16 protein-coding genes and 3 tRNA genes are annotated in these 18017 nt (G+C 61.4%); 9 read left to right on the forward strand and 10 right to left on the reverse strand.

Annotated features, from left to right (window positions below):
* Nucleotides 1-6: 6 nt before the first annotated feature.
* Genes amiB through nnr form a run of 3 tightly spaced genes read right to left on the reverse strand, consistent with a single transcriptional unit; the run spans nucleotide 7 to nucleotide 3806 of the window.
* Complete coding sequence (gene amiB / locus ACMGF7_RS06055; protein ID WP_172575085.1) at nucleotides 7-1803, reverse strand: N-acetylmuramoyl-L-alanine amidase AmiB; 1797 nt, start codon at nucleotides 1801-1803, stop codon at nucleotides 7-9.
* 7 nt (nucleotides 1804-1810) lie between these two features.
* Entirely contained in the window at nucleotides 1811-2281 is a 471-nt protein-coding gene (tsaE, locus tag ACMGF7_RS06060) for a tRNA (adenosine(37)-N6)-threonylcarbamoyltransferase complex ATPase subunit type 1 TsaE (protein WP_273890324.1), read from the reverse strand.
* Between the two features lie 10 nt (nucleotides 2282-2291).
* Complete coding sequence (gene nnr, locus ACMGF7_RS06065; protein WP_197843166.1) at nucleotides 2292-3806, reverse strand: bifunctional ADP-dependent NAD(P)H-hydrate dehydratase/NAD(P)H-hydrate epimerase; 1515 nt, start codon at nucleotides 3804-3806, stop codon at nucleotides 2292-2294.
* Here nnr and queG point away from each other — a divergent pair.
* Nucleotides 3805-4944, forward strand: coding sequence for a tRNA epoxyqueuosine(34) reductase QueG (gene queG, locus ACMGF7_RS06070; RefSeq protein ID WP_049242993.1), 1140 nt, complete (start codon nucleotides 3805-3807; stop codon nucleotides 4942-4944). The two genes, nnr and queG, sit on opposite strands and share 2 nt — an antisense overlap.
* A gap of 311 nt (nucleotides 4945-5255) precedes the next feature.
* On the opposite strand, the gene ACMGF7_RS06075 is transcribed toward queG, so the two are convergent.
* From ACMGF7_RS06075 to orn, 4 genes are all read right to left on the reverse strand, one after another.
* Nucleotides 5256-5331, reverse strand: a tRNA-Gly gene (locus ACMGF7_RS06075).
* 54 nt (nucleotides 5332-5385) lie between these two features.
* Nucleotides 5386-5461 (reverse strand) — tRNA-Gly (locus ACMGF7_RS06080).
* Between the two features lie 66 nt (nucleotides 5462-5527).
* Nucleotides 5528-5603, reverse strand: a tRNA-Gly gene (locus ACMGF7_RS06085).
* 192 nt (nucleotides 5604-5795) lie between these two features.
* Nucleotides 5796-6341, reverse strand: a complete 546-nt coding sequence (gene orn / locus ACMGF7_RS06090; RefSeq protein WP_004929689.1) for an oligoribonuclease — start codon at nucleotides 6339-6341, stop codon at nucleotides 5796-5798.
* A gap of 244 nt (nucleotides 6342-6585) precedes the next feature.
* Here orn and rsgA point away from each other — a divergent pair, with 244 nt between their 5' ends.
* The 3 genes from rsgA (at nucleotide 6586) to mscM (ending at nucleotide 11966) form a co-directional block, all read left to right on the forward strand.
* Complete coding sequence (gene rsgA, locus ACMGF7_RS06095) at nucleotides 6586-7635, forward strand: small ribosomal subunit biogenesis GTPase RsgA (RefSeq protein WP_049242696.1); 1050 nt, start codon at nucleotides 6586-6588, stop codon at nucleotides 7633-7635.
* 76 nt (nucleotides 7636-7711) lie between these two features.
* Nucleotides 7712-8605 (forward strand): archaetidylserine decarboxylase, encoded by an 894-nt coding sequence (gene asd, locus ACMGF7_RS06100; RefSeq protein ID WP_049188083.1) that lies wholly within the window; start codon nucleotides 7712-7714, stop codon nucleotides 8603-8605.
* A gap of 13 nt (nucleotides 8606-8618) precedes the next feature.
* Nucleotides 8619-11966: a miniconductance mechanosensitive channel MscM gene (mscM, locus tag ACMGF7_RS06105; RefSeq protein WP_049242695.1), complete on the forward strand. Its 3348-nt coding sequence runs from the start codon at nucleotides 8619-8621 to the stop codon at nucleotides 11964-11966.
* A gap of 68 nt (nucleotides 11967-12034) precedes the next feature.
* Here the strand turns inward: mscM and epmA are convergent, their stop codons facing one another.
* On the reverse strand, nucleotides 12035-13012 hold the full coding sequence (gene epmA, locus ACMGF7_RS06110) for an elongation factor P--(R)-beta-lysine ligase (protein ID WP_004929681.1): 978 nt from the start codon (nucleotides 13010-13012) through the stop codon (nucleotides 12035-12037).
* 385 nt (nucleotides 13013-13397) lie between these two features.
* Here epmA and frdA point away from each other — a divergent pair, with 385 nt between their 5' ends.
* From frdA to blc, 5 genes are all read left to right on the forward strand, one after another.
* Nucleotides 13398-15194: a fumarate reductase (quinol) flavoprotein subunit gene (gene frdA / locus ACMGF7_RS06115; protein ID WP_004929679.1), complete on the forward strand. Its 1797-nt coding sequence runs from the start codon at nucleotides 13398-13400 to the stop codon at nucleotides 15192-15194.
* A complete protein-coding gene (locus ACMGF7_RS06120) occupies nucleotides 15187-15921 on the forward strand; it encodes a succinate dehydrogenase/fumarate reductase iron-sulfur subunit (protein ID WP_004929676.1) in 735 nt (244 codons plus the stop codon). The genes frdA and ACMGF7_RS06120 overlap by 8 nt, the downstream gene beginning before the upstream one ends.
* Before the next feature lie 15 nt (nucleotides 15922-15936).
* Nucleotides 15937-16329, forward strand: a complete 393-nt coding sequence (frdC, locus tag ACMGF7_RS06125) for a fumarate reductase subunit FrdC (RefSeq protein ID WP_049242689.1) — start codon at nucleotides 15937-15939, stop codon at nucleotides 16327-16329.
* A 12-nt stretch (nucleotides 16330-16341) separates the two neighbouring features.
* Nucleotides 16342-16701, forward strand: coding sequence for a fumarate reductase subunit FrdD (frdD, locus tag ACMGF7_RS06130; protein ID WP_004929672.1), 360 nt, complete (start codon nucleotides 16342-16344; stop codon nucleotides 16699-16701).
* Between the two features lie 84 nt (nucleotides 16702-16785).
* Nucleotides 16786-17319, forward strand: coding sequence for an outer membrane lipoprotein Blc (blc, locus tag ACMGF7_RS06135; RefSeq protein ID WP_049242684.1), 534 nt, complete (start codon nucleotides 16786-16788; stop codon nucleotides 17317-17319).
* On the opposite strand, the gene sugE is transcribed toward blc, so the two are convergent.
* Together sugE and ACMGF7_RS06145 are read right to left on the reverse strand one after the other, a co-directional pair.
* Nucleotides 17313-17630 (reverse strand): quaternary ammonium compound efflux SMR transporter SugE, encoded by a 318-nt coding sequence (sugE, locus tag ACMGF7_RS06140; protein WP_004929669.1) that lies wholly within the window; start codon nucleotides 17628-17630, stop codon nucleotides 17313-17315. The two genes, blc and sugE, sit on opposite strands and share 7 nt — an antisense overlap.
* Before the next feature lie 192 nt (nucleotides 17631-17822).
* Nucleotides 17823-17954 carry an entericidin A/B family lipoprotein gene (locus tag ACMGF7_RS06145; protein ID WP_004929668.1) on the reverse strand — a complete coding sequence of 44 codons (132 nt, stop codon included), beginning with the start codon at nucleotides 17952-17954 and terminating at the stop codon, nucleotides 17823-17825.
* Between the last annotated feature and the right edge of the window lie 63 nt (nucleotides 17955-18017).

Consider the following 18017-nt stretch of genomic DNA (forward strand, 5'->3'; position numbering starts at 1 on the left):
GTGGCGCTAGGCCTGCGGAATGGTCAGCGTCCGATCCAGCGGCGCGACGTCCGACTTCAGATTATTGACCCGTTTCAGATCGCCGACGCTGACCCCATAACGAGAAGCGATAGAGGACAGCGTGTCCCCACGGGCCACTTTATGTTTAGACGGCTTCTTCGCCGGCGTTTTCGCCTTGGCGACGGCGGTGACGGCGGCGGTTTTCCCCGCCGGCACCTTCAGGCGTTGCCCGACCCACACGCCGTCTTTCTTCAGTTTGTTCAGATCCCGCAGGGCCGCCATGGTGGTGCCGTAGCTGTCGGCGATGCCGGACAGCGTCTCCGCCCGCTTCACCACGTGGATCTGGGTTTTGCCGCTAATGCTGCGGCTCGCGCCGGCCGGGCTGACGATAGGCTCCGGCTGGCGCACGTCTGGTGTTGAGGTGTTAACCGCCGCTGCGACGTCCAGCGGTCGGTTTTCCACCTTTGGGTCGGCTTGCAGCGGATGCGCCAGGAAGTAGCTGCGCAGGCCGTTATGAATGGCCTTGGCAATCTTCTCCTGATACGCGCTACTGCCCAGCAGCCGCTCCTCCGTGCTATTACTGATAAATCCTGTTTCCACCAGCAGCGATGGAATATCCGGCGAACGCAGCACGCCCAGGCTGGCGTGTTCCGGCCGACGTTTATGCAGCGATCCGACGCTCTGCAGCTGCTGCAGCACCTTCACCGCCACATCGTACCCGACGCGCTGCGAGTGGCCGAACTGCAGATCCAGCACCGCCTGGCTCAGATAAGGATCGGCCTGGCTGTTGGCCAGCAAATCGCCGGCGCCGCCGAGCAGCTCAGACTGCTTCTCATGCTGTTCCAGCCAGCCGGCCATTTCACTGTTGGCGCGGCGGTTGGACAGCACCCAGACGGAAGCGCCGCTGGCGCTGCGGTTTGGCGCGGCATCGGCGTGGATGGAGACCAGCACGTTGGCGCCCTGTTTGCGCGCAACGTCGGAACGCCCCATCACCGAGATAAAATAGTCGCCGTTACGCGTCAGCACCGGTTTGAACTGCGGATCGGCGTCCAGCATCGCCTGCAGGCGGCGTGCGATGGCGATGGTGACATTCTTTTCTTTCAACCCGCTCGGGCCAATGGCTCCCGGATCCTGGCCGCCGTGGCCGGCGTCGATCGCCACCACCACCCGATCGCCGGAACCGGCGGAAACGCGGCTGCTGCGCGGCGTGACCTCAGTGGCGGTGCCTGCGACCACAGTCTGTTTTTGGGTAAAGGGATTCGATCCCGTCGGCGCTTTGCGCAGCGGCGGCTCCGGCGCTTCACGCACCGCAACCGGCGCCTGACGCGGCGGTTGACTGACGGCGACCGGCGGAGGCGTTTGCACCGGCGCTTTACGCGCCACGATATTGGCGCCGCCTTCAGCCGAAATGGTGAATACCACGGTATGCACGCCGCCGTTCTGGCGAGTGGAAACGCGGGTTTTGGCGCGCTGGGTCAGATCAAACACCAGGCGCACGCTCTGAGCGTCTTTCGGCGCGCTGGAGCGAATGCTCTTTACCAGGTTTTGCCCGCTAAAGTTGAGCGGCAGGCCGCCGACTTTGCCCTTCTGGTTAACGTCCAGCACCACCCGTTCCGGGCCGTGCAGCGGGAAAAACGCATAGTCCGGCGGGCCATTGAAGCTCACCGACACCGTCGCTTCGCGTTGGGCGTTCGACACTTTGATATCGGACAGCGAGGATGCCGCCAGCGCGTTCAACGCGCCGAGCGGCCCCAGCACGGCGATCAGCATGATGACCGCAAATTTTTTCAACACCTGCGTCATTGCAGCATCATCCCTGTGATCCATGAATGCGGTCTAACAACTGGCTGCCGTATGCGGAAATCGCCTCAATCTTCGCCTCTCGCCCCTCGCCCTGATAGCCGAGGTGCAGCGCCAGGTCCGGCTCCGGCAGCACGCCGGTGCCCTGCAGCGGCCATTCGACCAGGCAGATGGCGTCTTGCGCGAAGTAATCACGAATGCCCATGAATTCAAGCTCTTCCGGATCGGCCAGGCGATACAGATCGAAGTGATACACCGCCAGCGGCTGCAAGGCATAGGGTTCCACCAGCGTGTAGGTCGGGCTTTTGACATTGCCCTGATGCCCCAACGCCTGCAGGAAACCACGGCTGAAGGTGGTTTTACCGGCGCCCAGGTCGCCGTAGAGATAGATGACGCTGGCGCGATCGCAGGCCTTGGCCAAAGTGGTGCCCAAAGCGACAGTCGCTGCCTCGTCCGGCAGAGGTAAAACGAGTTCTTTCATTCGATAAAGTCTATTTTGCCCACTCAGGATTAACGAAATGAAGGATGTCCGGCAGTAAATCGGTCGCCAACATGCCTCTTGTTCCTTGTCTTTCCGCTACGCGATCGCCGGCCGCGCCATGCACGACGCAGCCCGCACAGGCGGCATCATACAGCGGGAGCTTTTGCGCCAGCAAACCGCCGATGATGCCCGACAGCACATCACCCATGCCGCCGGAGGCCATGCCGGCGTTGCCGACGTCGGCGATCGCCATCTGCCCCTGCTCATCGGCGATCAGCGTACCGGCGCCTTTCAGCACCGCCACGCCGCCGTAGCGCGCCGTCAGCTTGCGCACGGCAAGTAAGCGATCACTCTCGATGTCGGCAGTGCTGCAGCTCAACAGCCGCGCCGCCTCTCCAGGATGCGGAGTCATCACGCGATTCTGCCGTTTCTCGGGATTTAATGCCAGCAAGTTCAGCGCATCGGCGTCCCACAAGGCTGGTTTATCGCTGGTTTGCAGCACGCTCAAGGCGTTTTTGCCCCACTCAGCCTGGCCCAGCCCCGGGCCAATCACCAGCACATCCGCCCATTGCATCGCCTGCCGCAGCGTCGCCTCGTCCAGCGCCTGCGCCATCAGCTCCGGCCTGGCCGCCAGCAGCGGCGCAACATGATCAATGTGAGTAAGCACTCGCACTAATCCAGCCCCGCTGCGCAGCGCCGCCTCCGCCGCCATGCGAATGGCGCCACCGAAACCGCTATCGCCGCCCACCAACAGCAGGCGGCCATGCTCGCCCTTATGCGCGCAGGGGCGGCGCGGATGCAGCCAGCGCGGCAACACCTCGGCGGTAAGCCGCTGAATCTGCTCCGGTTGCTTCGCCAACCAACCCGATAAGCCTAGCGCATTCTGATGAAGTTGCCCGACCCAGTCGCGCGCCTGGCCGGTCAGCAGCCCCGGTTTGAGGCCGATGAACGTGACGGTGTGCGCGGCACGCACCACCGCGCCTGGCGCCGCGCCGCTTTCCGCCAGCAGGCCGGACGGGATATCGAGCGCCACCACCGGCGCCGAATGGCGGTTGGCGGCCTCAATCAGCGCATCAAAAGGCGCACGCGGCGTGCTGCCAAGGCCAGTGCCCAGCAAGCCGTCGATAATGAGCGAAACAGACGCCGGCCAGCGGCTGTTCGCCGGCAGAATGTCGCCGCCTGCAGCTTGCCAGGCCTCGCGAGCCGCTGCGGCTTCCGGTGGCAAAGGACGTGCGCCTTCGCAGGCGATCAGCGTCACCTGCACGCCCGCCGCCTTCGCCAGGCGCGCCACCACATAGCCGTCGCCGCCGTTGTTGCCGTGGCCACACAGCACCAGCCAATGGTCGCGGGAGGGGTACGCGTTGCGCGCCAGCGCGTAGGCCGCCTGACCGGCGCGCTGCATCAAATCGTAAAGAGAAATACCGAGCGAGGCCGCCGCCGCGGGTTCCGAGCGACGGATCCAATCCGCAGGCCAGACAGAGTGTGGTAAACTATCAGCGTATGCTTTTTCACTGTGGCCCGTCATGACGCACCCCCTCGATCTTCATCAACTCGCCCAACATATCAAGCAATGGGGGCAATCGCTAGGATTCCAGCAGGTTGGCATCTGCGATACCGATCTGAGCCTTGAAGAGCCGAAGCTGCAGGCCTGGCTCGACAAGCAGTACCACGGCGAGATGGAATGGATGGCGCGCCACGGCATGTTGCGCGCACGCCCTCACGAACTGTTGCCGGGCACGCTGCGAGTGATCAGCGTGCGCATGAACTACCTGCCGGCCAAGGCGGCGTTCGCCAGCACCTTGCAGAATTCGCAACTGGGCTACGTCAGCCGCTACGCGCTGGGGCGTGACTATCACAAGCTGTTGCGCCAGCGCCTGAAAAAACTGGGCGATCAGATCCAGGAATACTGCGGCGAGTTGAATTTCCGCCCCTTTGTCGATTCTGCGCCGGTGATGGAGCGCGCGCTGGCCGCCAAGGCGGGCATCGGCTGGGTTGGTAAACACTCACTAATTCTCAACCGTGAAGCCGGGTCGTGGTTTTTCCTCGGCGAGTTGCTGATCGATTTGCCGCTGCCGGTGGATCAGCCGCAGGAAGAACAGTGCGGCCGCTGCGTCGCCTGCATCACCACTTGCCCGACCGGCGCCATCGTCGCCCCCTATACCGTCGACGCCCGGCGCTGCATCTCCTACCTCACCATCGAGCTGGAAGGCGCGATCCCGGAAGAATTCCGCCCGCTGCTCGGCAACCGCATCTACGGCTGCGACGACTGCCAGCTGATCTGCCCGTGGAATCGCTTTTCGCAGCTCACTGACGAAGACGATTTCAGCCCGCGCGCCGCACTGCATGCGCCGCAGCTGATCGATCTGTTCAACTGGACAGAAGAAAAATTCCTGCGCATCACCGAAGGCTCGGCGATACGCCGCATCGGCCACCTGCGCTGGTTGCGCAATATCGCCGTGGCGCTGGGCAATGCGCCTTATGAGGACGGCGTCGTGCTCGCGCTGCGCACGCGTTTGGGCCAGGACAGCATGCTGGACGAACATATCCACTGGGCGCTGGCGCAACAGCTTGCTCGCCGTGAAGCGCAGGGCATCGAGGTGCAGACGGCACAGAAAAAACGGCTGATACGGGCTGTGGAAAAAGGTTTGCCGAGGGACGCCTGACGGCGTGCGCCGCGCGGCCGCATCACCGGCATCCTTACTCTGTGGATTTGTGCATAAAAATAAAAACACGTTGTCTTTCAACTGCAACAAAAAGAGCAAGTGATCGGCATAACGTTTTGGGATAAATAAATAAGCATATAAATCAAATAGATAAATATTTAATTTGTATGACGTTGATTTTTCAGGCAGGCGAGTTTATGTGCAGAGGCTGTGGATAACTCTGTTCACAACATTTTTACCGGGCGTGTAAAACGGGACAAAAATCCGCGCCGGATAAGGCGTTGGACTTGAGTTTGAAACGAAGAGAAAATTGGAGCGGGAAACGAGACTCGAACTCGCGACCCCGACCTTGGCAAGGTCGTGCTCTACCAACTGAGCTATTCCCGCATAGAGATGCTTTCGGCATCCGGTCACCAAACACTGGCGTGACCTTTGAATTTTTGGAGCGGGAAACGAGGCTCGAACTCGCGACCTCAACCTTGGCAAGGTTGCGCTCTACCAACTGAGCTATTCCCGCGTCGCATAGGTACTGCTTGATACTGCTTTATTTATTCATCATGCCGCATCGCGACATTGTTGAATTTGGAGCGGGAAACGAGACTCGAACTCGCGACCCCGACCTTGGCAAGGTCGTGCTCTACCAACTGAGCTATTCCCGCCCGGCGTATCGATGGTGGAACGTTACGAAATTCTTCATCGGTACGGGGTGCGCATTATACGAGAAATCCTTTTTGCCGCAAGCCCCTGAAAGCAAAAAAACGCGATTTTTGTTTGATTGCCGATTAAAGCGCCAGATTGGCGAATTAAGCGGCTAAAAACGGCGTGTTTTCCCCGCAGGGGCCGCCATCGCCTTAAAGCTGAATGAAATGTTCGCGGTAATAAGCCAGTTCGGCCACCGATTCGCGGATGTCATCCAGCGCCTGATGGGTGCCCTGCTTCTTAAAGCCGCCGAGAATTTCCGGCTTCCAACGGCGTGCCAGTTCCTTCAGCGTGCTGACGTCCAGGTAGCGGTAATGGAAATAGGCTTCCAGCTCCGGCATGTAGCGGAACAGGAAACGGCGATCCTGGCCCACGCTGTTGCCGCAGATCGGCGATTTGCCGGCCGGCACCCATTGCTGCAGGAAGGCGATGGTTTCCAGCTCGGCGGCGCGATCGTCCTGGCGGCTGGCTTTCACCCGCTCCACCAGCCCGCTGCCGGTATGGGTGCGCACGTTCCACTCGTCCATCAAGGCCAGCTGCTCGTCGGATTGGTGCACGGCGATCACCGGCCCTTCCGCCAGGATGTTCAGGTTGGCGTCGGTGACCAGCGTGGCGATCTCGATAATGCGGTCACGCTCGGGATCCAGCCCGGTCATCTCCAAATCGATCCAAATCAGGTTATTTTCGTTTCCTGTCATGATGTTTCCTGCCTAAAAGCCGAGAGAAAAACGCTGTGCGGACGAGACGACGGGCGCCGCCGGTGGCGACGCGCCGCAGCCGGCGGCTAACAACGGTTATTTAATATAAAATAGCGTGTATCATAGTCTTTTTGGTCGCCTTGGGCGACATATACCCTGACGGGTTCAAGGCTGCGCCGGGGGCAACTCCCCGCCGCGGCTGTGCATATACGTAAAGGTATAAAACCGATTCAAGTGAGGCGCAGTGAGTAAGAACAAACTGTCCAAAGGTCAGCAACGCCGCGTGCAGGCGAACCATCAGCGCCGTTTGAAGCGCGCCGATAACAAACCGGAACCGGATGATTCCCAACTGGGCGAGCCGCAGGAAGGCGTCGTCATCAGCCGTTTCGGCATGCACGCCGACGTTGAGGCGCCGGATGGCACTCAGCACCGCTGCAACATCCGCCGCACGCTGCGTTCGCTGGTCACCGGCGATCGCGTGGTGTGGCGCCCCGGCCTGGGCACCCATGAAGGGGTGAAGGGCATCGTGGAAGCGGTGCACGAGCGCACCTCGGTGCTGACGCGCCCGGACTTCTATGACGGCGTGAAGCCGATCGCCGCCAATATCAATCAGATCGTCATCGTGTCGGCGATCCTGCCCGAGCTGTCGCTGAACATCATCGACCGCTATCTGGTGGCCTGCGAAACGCTCGAAGTCGAGCCGCTGATCGTGCTCAACAAAATTGACCTGCTGGACGCCGAAGCGCGCAAGCTGGTCGACGGCATGATGGATATCTATCGCAAGATTGGCTACCGGGTGCTGGAAGTCTCCAGCCAGACGCGGGAAGGCATGACGGAGTTCGAACAGGCGCTGGCCGGGCGCATCAGCATCTTCGCCGGCCAGTCGGGGGTCGGCAAATCCAGCCTGCTGAACGCGCTGCTGCCGCCGTCTGAAGAGCAAATTCTGGTAAATCAGGTTTCCGACGTCTCGGGCCTCGGGCAACATACCACCACCGCCGCGCGGCTGTACCACTTCCAGCACGGCGGCGACGTGATCGACTCCCCCGGAGTGCGCGAGTTTGGCCTGTGGCACCTGGAGCCGGAACAAATTACCCGCGGCTTTGTCGAATTCCGTGATTATTTAGGTGGTTGCAAATTCCGCGACTGCCGCCACGATACCGATCCCGGCTGCGCTATCCGCGCGGCGATGGAGAAAGGCGATATCGCGCAAGAGCGTTTCGACAACTACCACCGCATTCTGGAAAGCATGGCGCAGGTGAAGGTTCGCAAGAACTTCACGGACGCCGCAGACTGACACTGACGGGCGGGCATTGACGACGGCGGAGCCCTCGTTACAATGCGCGCCCTTTACCCTGATTCACGAGGTTAACGTGCTGGATAGCATCAAGATTAAACTGCAATATTGGCTGCCTAAGCTGGCGCTGACCCGCCTGGCGGGCTGGGGCGCCGACAAACGTGCCGGCTGGCTGACCCAACTGGTGGTCAAAACCTTCGCCCGCTACTACCGCGTGGACATGCAGGAAGCGCAAAACCCGGACCTGGCGTCTTACGCCACCTTCAACGACTTCTTCGTGCGCCCGCTGCGCGATGGCGCGCGCCCGATCATCACCGACGCCAACTGGCTGGCGCTGCCCGCCGATGGCGCCATCAGCCAGCTCGGCCCGATCCGCGAGGACCAAATCTTCCAGGCCAAAGGCCACCACTACAGCCTGGAAGCGCTGCTGGCCGGCAACTATCTGTTGGCCGAGCCGTTCCGCAACGGCCTGTTCGCCACCACCTACCTGGCGCCGCGCGACTATCACCGCGTCCACATGCCGTGCGCCGGCGTGCTGCGCGAAATGATCTATGTGCCGGGCGATCTGTTCTCGGTCAACCCGCTCACCGCCGCCAACGTGCCTAACCTGTTCGCACGCAACGAGCGCGTGATCTGCGTCTTCGACACCGACATCGGGCCGATGGTGCAAATCCTGGTCGGCGCCACCATCGTCGGCAGCATTGAAACCGTCTGGGCCGGCACCGTCACGCCGCCGCGCGAAGGCATTATCAAGCGCTGGACCTACCCGGCCGCTGGTGAAGAAGGCGCCATCACATTGGAAAAAGGCGCCGAGATGGGCCGTTTCAAACTCGGCTCCACGGTGATCAACCTGTTTACCGCAGGCAGCGTGCAGTTTGCGCCGCAGCTGCATAACGGCACCGTCACCCGCATGGGTGAAGCCTTCGCCGAAATCCCGGCCGCCGCTGAAACACCACAGACCCCGATCTAAAGGAATCGACGCCGTGCGCCTTTTCATCACGCTTTTGCTCGGTTGCCTGTTGTGGCAACCGGCGCTGGCCGCCCCCGTGCCGACCGAGACCCAGCTCAAACAGGAGCTGAAGCAGGCGGAAAGCAGCAAAAACGCGCCGAATCAGGCGGAAACCACCGAGGCGCTGCAAAGCGCCCTCAACTGGCTGACGGAGCGCAAAGAGTCGCAGACTCGCTCCGAGCAGTATCAGAGGGTGATCGACGATTTCCCGAAGATGACGCAGGAACTGCGCCGTCAGCTGGTGCTGGAAAGCAACAAGATCCTGCCGAACGGCGACGATCTGCCGGCCGCCGAGCTGGAACAGCAGATCCTGCAAACCAGCAGCCTGCTGCTGGAACAGGCGCGCCTGCTGCAGCAAGAGCAGGATCGCACGCGGGAAATCAGCGATTCGCTCGGCCAGTTGCCGCAGCAGCAGACCGACGCTCGCCGTGCGCTGACGGAAGTGCAGCGCCGCCTGCAGGCGCAGCCTGCCAACCCGACCACCCCGTACGCGCAGGCCGCCCTGGCCCTGCTGCAGACCGAAGCGGCGGCGCGCAAAGCCAAAGTGGACGAGCTGGAGCTGGCGCAACTGTCGGCCAACAACCGGCAGGAGCTGGCGCGCATGCGCGCCGAGGTCTATAAAAAGCGCCACGAGAAAATAGACGTGCAGCTGCAGGCGCTGCGCAACAACCTCAATGCCCAGCGCCAACGCGAAGCGGAACTGGCGCTGGAAAGAACCGAGCAGTTGGCCGAGCAGAACGGCGACTTGCCAAGAAGCATCAGCCAACAGTTGCAGATCAACCGCGAACTGTCCGCCGCGCTGAACAGCCAGGCGCAGCGCATGGATCTGATTTCGTCGCAGCAGCGGCAGGCGGCGGCGCAGACGCTGCAGGTGCGCCAGGCGCTGAGCACCATCATCGAACAGGCCCAGTGGCTCGGCTCGTCGTCGGCGCTGGGGGAAACCCTGCGCGCCCAGGTGGCGACGCTGCCGGAAATGCCCAAGCCGCAACAGCTGGACGGCGACATGGCCCAGCTGCGCGTGCAGCGCCTGCAGTTTGAGAATCAGCTGGAAAAGCTGTCGCAGCGCGAATTCAAACGCGACGACGGCAGCGCGCTGACCAGCCAGGAGCAGCGCATCGTCGATGCCCAGCTGCGCACCCAGCGCGAGCTGCTGAACTCGCTGCTGTCCGGTTGCGACACCCAAATCCTCGAGCTGACCAAGCTGAAGGTGGCCAACACCCAACTGATCGAAGCGTTGAACGAAATTCGCGACGCCACCCACCGCTATCTGTTCTGGGTGCCGGACGTCAATCCGATCAACTTCTCTTATCCGCTCAACGTGGCGCACGATCTAACGCGCGTCCTGTCGTTGGACACGTTGTCGCAGCTCGGCGGCGCCTTCATGATGATGGTGACCAGCCGCGAAACGCTGATCCCGATCTTCGGCGCCCTGCTGCTGGTGATTTTCAGCATCAGTTCACGCAAGCACTATCACGCCTTCCTCGAGCGCGCCAGCAGCCGCGTCGGCAAGGTGACGCAGGACGAATTCTTCCTCACGGTGCGCACCGTGTTCTGGTCGATTCTGGTGGCGATGCCGCTGCCGGTGCTGTGGGCCGCGCTCGGTTACGGCCTGCAGAGCGCCTGGAACTACCCGGTGGCGGAAGCGATCGGCAAAGGGGTGACCGCCACGCTGCCGATCCTGTGGATCTGCATGATCTGCGCCGCCTTCGCCCACCCGCAGGGGCTGTTCATCGTGCACTTCCGCTGGCCGGCGAAGCAGGTTTCGCGCGCCATGCGCTACTACAAGATGTCGATCTGGCTGATCGTGCCGCTGATCATGGCGCTGATCACCTTCGATAGCCTGAAAGAACGCGAGTTCGCCAACACGCTGGGACGGCTGTGCTTTATCCTGCTGTGTCTGGCGCTGGCGCTGGTCACCCACAGCCTGAAACGCGCCGGCATTCCGCTGTATCTGGATAAAAACGGCTCCGGCGACAACATGCTCAACAGCGCCTTCTGGGGGCTGCTGCTGTCGGCGCCGCTGCTGGCGGCGCTGGCGTCGACCGTCGGTTACCTCACCACCGCGCAGGCGCTGTTGGCGCGCCTGGAGACCTCGGTGGCGATCTGGTTCCTGTTGCTGGTCATCTACCACATCATCCGCCGCTGGATGCTGATCCAACGGCGGCGCATCGCCTTCGATCGCGCCAAACAGCGCCGCGCCGACATCCTGGCCCAGCGCGCCCGCGGCGAAGACGAAACCTCGCACACCCCGAACAGCACCGAAGGCGCCATCGATCCGGACGATTCGGACTTCGATCTGGACACCATCAGCGCCCAGTCGCTGCGGCTGGTGCGGTCGATCCTGACGCTGATCGCGCTGGTGTCGGTGATCGTGCTGTGGTCCGAGATCCACTCCGCGTTCGCCTTCCTGGAAAACATCTCGCTGTGGGACGTGACTTCGACGGTCAACGGCGTAGAGACCGCCCATCCGATCACCCTCGGCGCGGTGCTGATCGCTATTCTGGTGCTGATCATCACCATGCAGCTGGTGCGCAACCTGCCGGCGCTGCTGGAGCTGGCGGTGCTGCAGCACCTGGATCTGTCGCCGGGCACCGGCTACGCCATCACCACCATCACCAAGTACTTGCTGCTGCTGTTCGGCGCGGTGCTCAGCTTCGCCTGGATCGGCATCGAATGGTCAAAACTGCAGTGGGTGGTTACCGCGCTCAGTCTGGGGTTGGGCTTCGGCATGCAGGAGATCTTCTCCAACTTCATCTCCGGCCTGATCATCCTGTTCGAGAAACCGATCCGCATCGGCGACACCGTGACGATCCGCAACCTGACCGGCACCGTCACCAAGATCAATACCCGCGCCACCACCATTTCGGACTGGGATCGCAAAGAGATCATCGTGCCGAACAAAGCGTTCATCACCGAACAGTTCGTCAACTGGTCGCTGTCGGACACCCTGACCCGTGTGGTGCTGACCGTACCGGCGCCGGGCGAAGCCAACAGCGAGGAGGTGACCAAGATCCTGATGAACGCCGCCGAGCGCTGCTCGCTGGTGCTGGATAATCCGGCGCCGGAGGTTTACCTGGTCGATCTGCAACAGGGCATCCAGATCTTCGAGATGCGTATTTACGCCGCCGAGATGGGCCACCGCATGCCGCTGCGCCACGAGATCCACCAGCTGATCCTGGCGGGCTATCGCGAGCACGGCATCACGCTGCCGTACCCGCCGTTCCAGGTGCGCACCGAGACGCTGTCGCGGTTGACCAACAACGGCCGTACGCCGCCGTCTACGCCGGCGCCGAACACCAAGCGCGACGCCGGAGGGCTGTAAGGGATTCTCGCGATAAAAAAAGGGCCGGCATTTGCCGACCCTTTTTGCTTTTCTCACCGCCTGAAACGTCAGGCGATCCCGACCGGGAAGGCCAACACGTCGCTCAGGCTCTCGGCGCCCAGCGCCAGCATCACCAGACGATCCACGCCCAGCGCTACGCCGGAACACTCCGGCATGCCGTGCTGCAACGCCGCCAACAAGTTGTAGTCGATCGGTTGCTGCGGCAGGCCGCGCTCCGCGCGTTTGCGGTTGTCCTGCTCGAAGCGCTGCTGTTGTTCACGGCCGTCGGTCAGCTCGCGGAAACCGTTCGCCAGCTCGATGCCCTTGAAGTACACCTCGAAACGCTCCGCCACGCGGTGGTCTTCGGTGCTGATCTCCGCCAACGCCGCCTGGCTGGCCGGGAAGTGGTAAACGAACGCCGGTTTTTCACGGCCGATATGCGGTTCCACGCCCACGGTGAACAGCAGCTGCAGCAGCGTATCGCGATCTTCTTCGGTATCGGCGATGTTGCTCAGATCGAGTTTGGCCGCCGCTTCACGCAGCTGCGCCTTCTCCGCCGACAGCGGATCGATGTCCAGATGGCGCAGGAACGCCTGCTGATAAGACAGGGTCTCCGCGCTCTCGCAGTCCAGCACCTGTTGCAGCAAATCGTCCACCTCATTCATCAGGCGGTACATGTCGTAGTGCGGACGGTACCACTCCAGCATGGTGAATTCGGGGTTATGGTGCCGCCCGGCCTCTTCATTGCGGAAGCTGCGCCCCATTTGGTAGATCGGGCCGCTGCCCGCCGCCAGCAGGCGCTTCATGTGATATTCCGGGCTGGTCATCATGTATAGCGTCAGGCCCTCTGCCGCCCCCGGCCCGACGAAACGCGTCTCGAACGGGAACAGGTGAACGTCGGTGACCGTCGCCTGGCTCATGGTGGGCGTCTCAACTTCCAGCACGCCACGATCGGCGAAGAAACGCCGGATCTCAGCCAGAATCGCTGCGCGTTTCAACAAATTGGCGATAGGTGCACTAGGCTGCCAGCTTGCCGTTTCGCTCATGGTAATTAACTCCGAAATCAAACAGGGGATGCAGTCTACTCGCATCCTTGCAGCCAAACAAATTCTTCACGATGCGCAACCGGCCATAACGCCAATTTCCGATAAATAGGCGGCAAAAGCGCGTTAAAAAGGGTAAAGCACGCCGAACGCGCGAAAAGGCAGGCAAGCCTGTTGGGCAAGCGTTAATCGACAAAACAATCGATCACATCAAATTTCGACTACTTAACTTTAGGTATAGTTAATTCCCCATTATTGGTGGGAGATATCTATCCTTAACCTTTAAGCAACATTAATCGGTTCAATTAGTTAGCACCCGAAGAGTTCGCTAAATTTTAAGCATAGATATTTAACTTGCCGTTCTTAACAAGAACATTGGAGGAATGCAGTGCAAACCTTTAACGCCGATCTTGCCATTATTGGGGCCGGGGGCGCTGGTTTACGTGCAGCAATAGCCGCAGCGGAAGCCAATCCCCAACTGAAAATCGCGCTGATCTCGAAGGTCTACCCGATGCGCAGCCACACGGTCGCCGCCGAGGGGGGCTCCGCCGCCGTCACTCAGGATCACGATACCTTCGACTACCACTTCCACGACACCGTCGCCGGCGGCGACTGGCTGTGCGAGCAGGACGTGGTCGATCACTTCGTGCATCAGTGCCCGCGCGAGATGACCCAGCTCGAACAATGGGGCTGCCCGTGGAGCCGCAAACCGGACGGTTCGGTCAACGTGCGGCGTTTCGGCGGCATGAAGATCGAACGCACCTGGTTCGCCGCCGACAAGACCGGCTTCCACATGCTGCACACCCTGTTCCAGACCTCGCTGAAATACCCGCAAATTCAACGCTTCGACGAGCACTTCGTACTGGATATCCTGGTGGATGACGGCCAGGCGCGCGGCCTAGTGGCGCTCAACATGATGGAAGGCACCCGCGTGCAGATCCGCGCCAACGCGGTGGTGATGGCCACCGGCGGCGCCGGGCGCGTTTACCGCTACAACACCAACGGCGGCATCGTCACCGGCGACGGCATGGGCATGGCGTTCCACCACGGCGTACCGCTGCGCGACATGGAGTTCGTGCAGTATCACCCGACCGGCCTGCCCGGTTCCGGCATCCTGATGACCGAGGGCTGCCGCGGCGAAGGCGGCATCCTGGTGAACAAAGACGGCTACCGCTACCTGCAAGACTACGGCATGGGCCCGGAAACCCCGCTGGGCGAGCCGAAGAACAAATACATGGAGCTGGGCCCACGCGACAAAGTGTCCCAGGCCTTCTGGCACGAATGGCGCGCCGGCCGCACCATCGCCACCCCACGCGGCGACGTGGTCTACCTCGATCTGCGCCACCTGGGCGAGAAAAAGCTGCTGGAACGGCTGCCGTTCATCTGTGAACTGGCCAAAGCCTACGTCGGCGTCGATCCGGTGAAGGATCCGATCCCAGTGCGCCCTACCGCGCACTACACCATGGGCGGCATCGAAACCGACCAGAACTGCGAAACCCGCATCAAGGGGCTGTTCGCGGTCGGCGAATGTTCCTCCGTCGGCCTGCACGGCGCCAACCGTCTCGGCTCCAACTCGCTGGCGGAACTGGTGGTATTCGGCCGCGTCGCTGGTGAGCACGCGGCGCGCCGCGCGCTGGAAACCGCGCCAGCCAACGGCGCCGCGCTGGATGCGCAAACCCGCGACGTCGAAACCCGCCTGAGCAACCTGATGAAGCAGGAAGGCAACGAAAACTGGGCGAAGATCCGCGACGAAATGGGGCTGTCGATGGAAGAAGGTTGCGGCATCTACCGCACGCCGGAGCTGATGCAAAAAACCATCGATAAGCTGGCCGAGCTGAAAGAGCGCTTCAAACGCGTCAAAATCACCGACAACTCCAGCGTGTTCAATACCGATCTGCTGTACACCATCGAGCTGGGCTACGGCCTGGACGTCGCCGAATGCATGGCGCACTCCGCATTTAACCGCAAAGAGTCGCGCGGCGCCCACCAGCGCCTGGACGAAGGCTGCACCGAGCGTGACGACGTCAACTTCCTCAAGCATACGCTGGCGTTCCATAACCCGCAGGGCGCGCCGCGTCTCGAATACAGCGACGTGAAAATCACCAAGCTGCCGCCGGCCAAACGCGTCTACGGCGCAGAAGCCGAAGCGCAGGAGAAAAAGAATAAGGAGCAGGCAAATGGCTGAGATGCAAACCCTGAAGATCGACGTCATGCGCTATAACCCGGAAAGTGACGCCGAGCCGCATTTCGTCACTTACGCCGTGCCTTATGATGAACAGACCTCGCTGCTTGATGCTCTGGGCTACATCAAGGATAACCTGGCGCCAGACCTCTCCTACCGCTGGTCGTGCCGCATGGCGATCTGCGGCTCCTGCGGCATGATGGTCAACCGCGTGCCGAAGCTGGCGTGCAAAACCTTCCTGCGCGACTACGTCGGCGGCATGAAGGTCGAAGCGCTGGGCAACTTCCCGATCGAGCGCGATCTGGTGGTGGACATGACCCACTTCATCGAGAGCCTGGAGGCGATCAAACCGTACATCATCGGCAACGATCGCAAACCGGAGGATGGCCCGAACGTGCAGACCCCGGCGCAGATGGCCAAATACCACCAGTTCTCCGGCTGCATCAACTGCGGCCTGTGCTACGCCGCGTGCCCGCAGTTCGGCCTCAACCCCGAGTTTATCGGCCCGGCGGCGATCACGCTGGCGCACCGCTATAACCTGGACAACCGCGACCACGGCAAGAAACAGCGCATGCCGCAGCTCAACGGCCAAAACGGCGTCTGGAGCTGCACCTTCGTCGGCTATTGCTCTGAAGTCTGTCCGAAACACGTCGATCCCGCCGCCGCCATCCAGCAGGGCAAGGTGGAGAGCGCCAAAGACTTCATGATCGCCATGCTGAAGCCGCAATAAGGGAGAAAAATTGCCATGACAACTCAACGTAAGCCCTATGTGCGCACCATGACGCCCACCTGGTGGCAAAAGCTCGGCTTCTACCGTTTCTACATGCTGCGCGAAGGTACCTCAGTGCTGGCGGTGTGGTTCAGCATCGTGCTGCTCTACGGCGTGTTCGCGCTGAAGGGCGGCGCCGAGAGCTGGGCCGGCTTCGTCGGTTTCTTGCAGAATCCGCTGGTGCTGTTGATCAACGTCGTCGCCCTGCTGGCGGCGGCGCTGCACACCAAAACCTGGTTCGATCTGGCGCCGAAGGCCGCCAATATCGTGGTCAACAGCGAGAAAATGGGGCCGGACCCCATCGTGAAAGGGCTGTGGGCCGTCACCATCGTCGTCAGCGTGGTCATCCTGGCCGTGGCCCTGATCTAATCCGGAGGAAACATGATAAATCAAGCACCTAAACGCTCCGACGAGCCGGTTTTCTGGGGATTGTTCGGCGCCGGCGGCATGTGGGGCGCGATCGTCGCGCCGGCCATCGTGCTGCTGGTCGGCATTCTGCTGCCGCTGGGGCTGTTCCCCGGTGAAGCGCTGGGTTACGAGCGCGTGCTGGCGTTCTGCCAGAGCCTGATCGGCCGCCTGTTCCTGCTGCTGATGATCATTCTGCCGCTGTGGTGCGGCCTGCACCGCATCCACCATGCGATGCACGATCTGAAGATCCACGTGCCGGCCGGCAAGTGGGTGTTCTACGGTCTGGCAGCAATCCTCAGCGTGGTCACCGTCATCGGCGTCGTCACGCTGTAAACCGCTCGGGTGGCCAACGCCCGTTGGCCGCCCTTTTCTCATCGGCTACACTGTCTACTCGCCCCCGGTAAACAGGAGTCACCGATGCGTTTATGGTCAAAGCTTAGCGTCATGCTTTCCGCCCTGCTTTCCGTCGCTTGCAGCATCTCCCCGCCTAAAGACATCAAGGTCGTGACCCCTTTCGACAGCCAGCGCTATCTCGGCACCTGGTATGAGATTGCACGTCTGGATCATCGCTTCGAACGCGGTTTACAGCAGGTGACCGCCCACTACAGCCCGCGTGCCGACGGCGGACTGAAAGTCATCAATCGCGGCTTCAATCCGCAGAAACAGCAATGGCAAGAAAGCGAAGGCAAAGCCTACTTTATCGGTTCACCGCAGGTCGCGGCGCTGAAAGTGTCGTTCTTCGGCCCCTTCTATGGCGGCTACAACGTGATTGCCCTGGATCCGGCGTATCGCTACGCGCTGGTTTGCGGCCCAAACCGCGACTATCTATGGATCCTGTCGCGCACGCCGACGCTTGACGCCGCCGTGCGCGACCGTTTATTGCAGACAGCCAAAGGCTACGGTTTCGCCACCGATAAGCTGATCTGGGTGCAGCAGTCCGCCGATCAGTGACTGCTGAACTTCAGCCCGAGTATGCCGACCACGATCAGGCACAGGCTGATGATGCGCGCGATATTGGTCGATTCGCCCAACAGCACCATGCCCATGATCGCCGCGCCCACCGCGCCGATACCGGTCCACACCGCATAAGCGGTGCCGGCGGGCAGCGTTTTCATGGCGTTGGCCAACAGCAACATGCTGACCACCATCGCGGCGATGGTGATGATGCTCGGCGTCAGCCGGGTAAAACCGTGGGTGTATTTCAGACCGATAGCCCAAACCACTTCGAGCAAACCGGCGATAAGCAGAATAATCCAGGCCATGAGACGGCCTCCCTACCACTGGGGTCGTCCCCGATAAAATGACGCGTAAACGGGTCGTCCCGTTTAGCGAGGTGATGCATGACGGGTAACCTCACCCGCACTGCGGCAGGATAGCAGCAGCGTTAACGCTCAGGCAAGGGATAGAAATGTGGCGGCTCTCCGCAGCCGGAATGCCGCCGGGTGGAATGCGGATTATTCCGCGCTGCGCTGAATAGCCTTGCCGCCGGCCTGAATGTCTTCACCCACACCGCGGGTGGTATTGCAGGCGGTCAGCGAGCTCAAAATCATCAAAGAGAAGATCGCGATAATACTTTTCTTCAGCATAAGAAAGTCCTTATTGGTCGTTGATGAAAAAGTACGGCTTTCTAAGCGTAGTCAAAATTGACG

The organism is Serratia sp. BNK-17, from assembly GCF_048684935.1.
In the GTDB taxonomy this organism is placed as follows: domain Bacteria; phylum Pseudomonadota; class Gammaproteobacteria; order Enterobacterales; family Enterobacteriaceae; genus Serratia; species Serratia nematodiphila.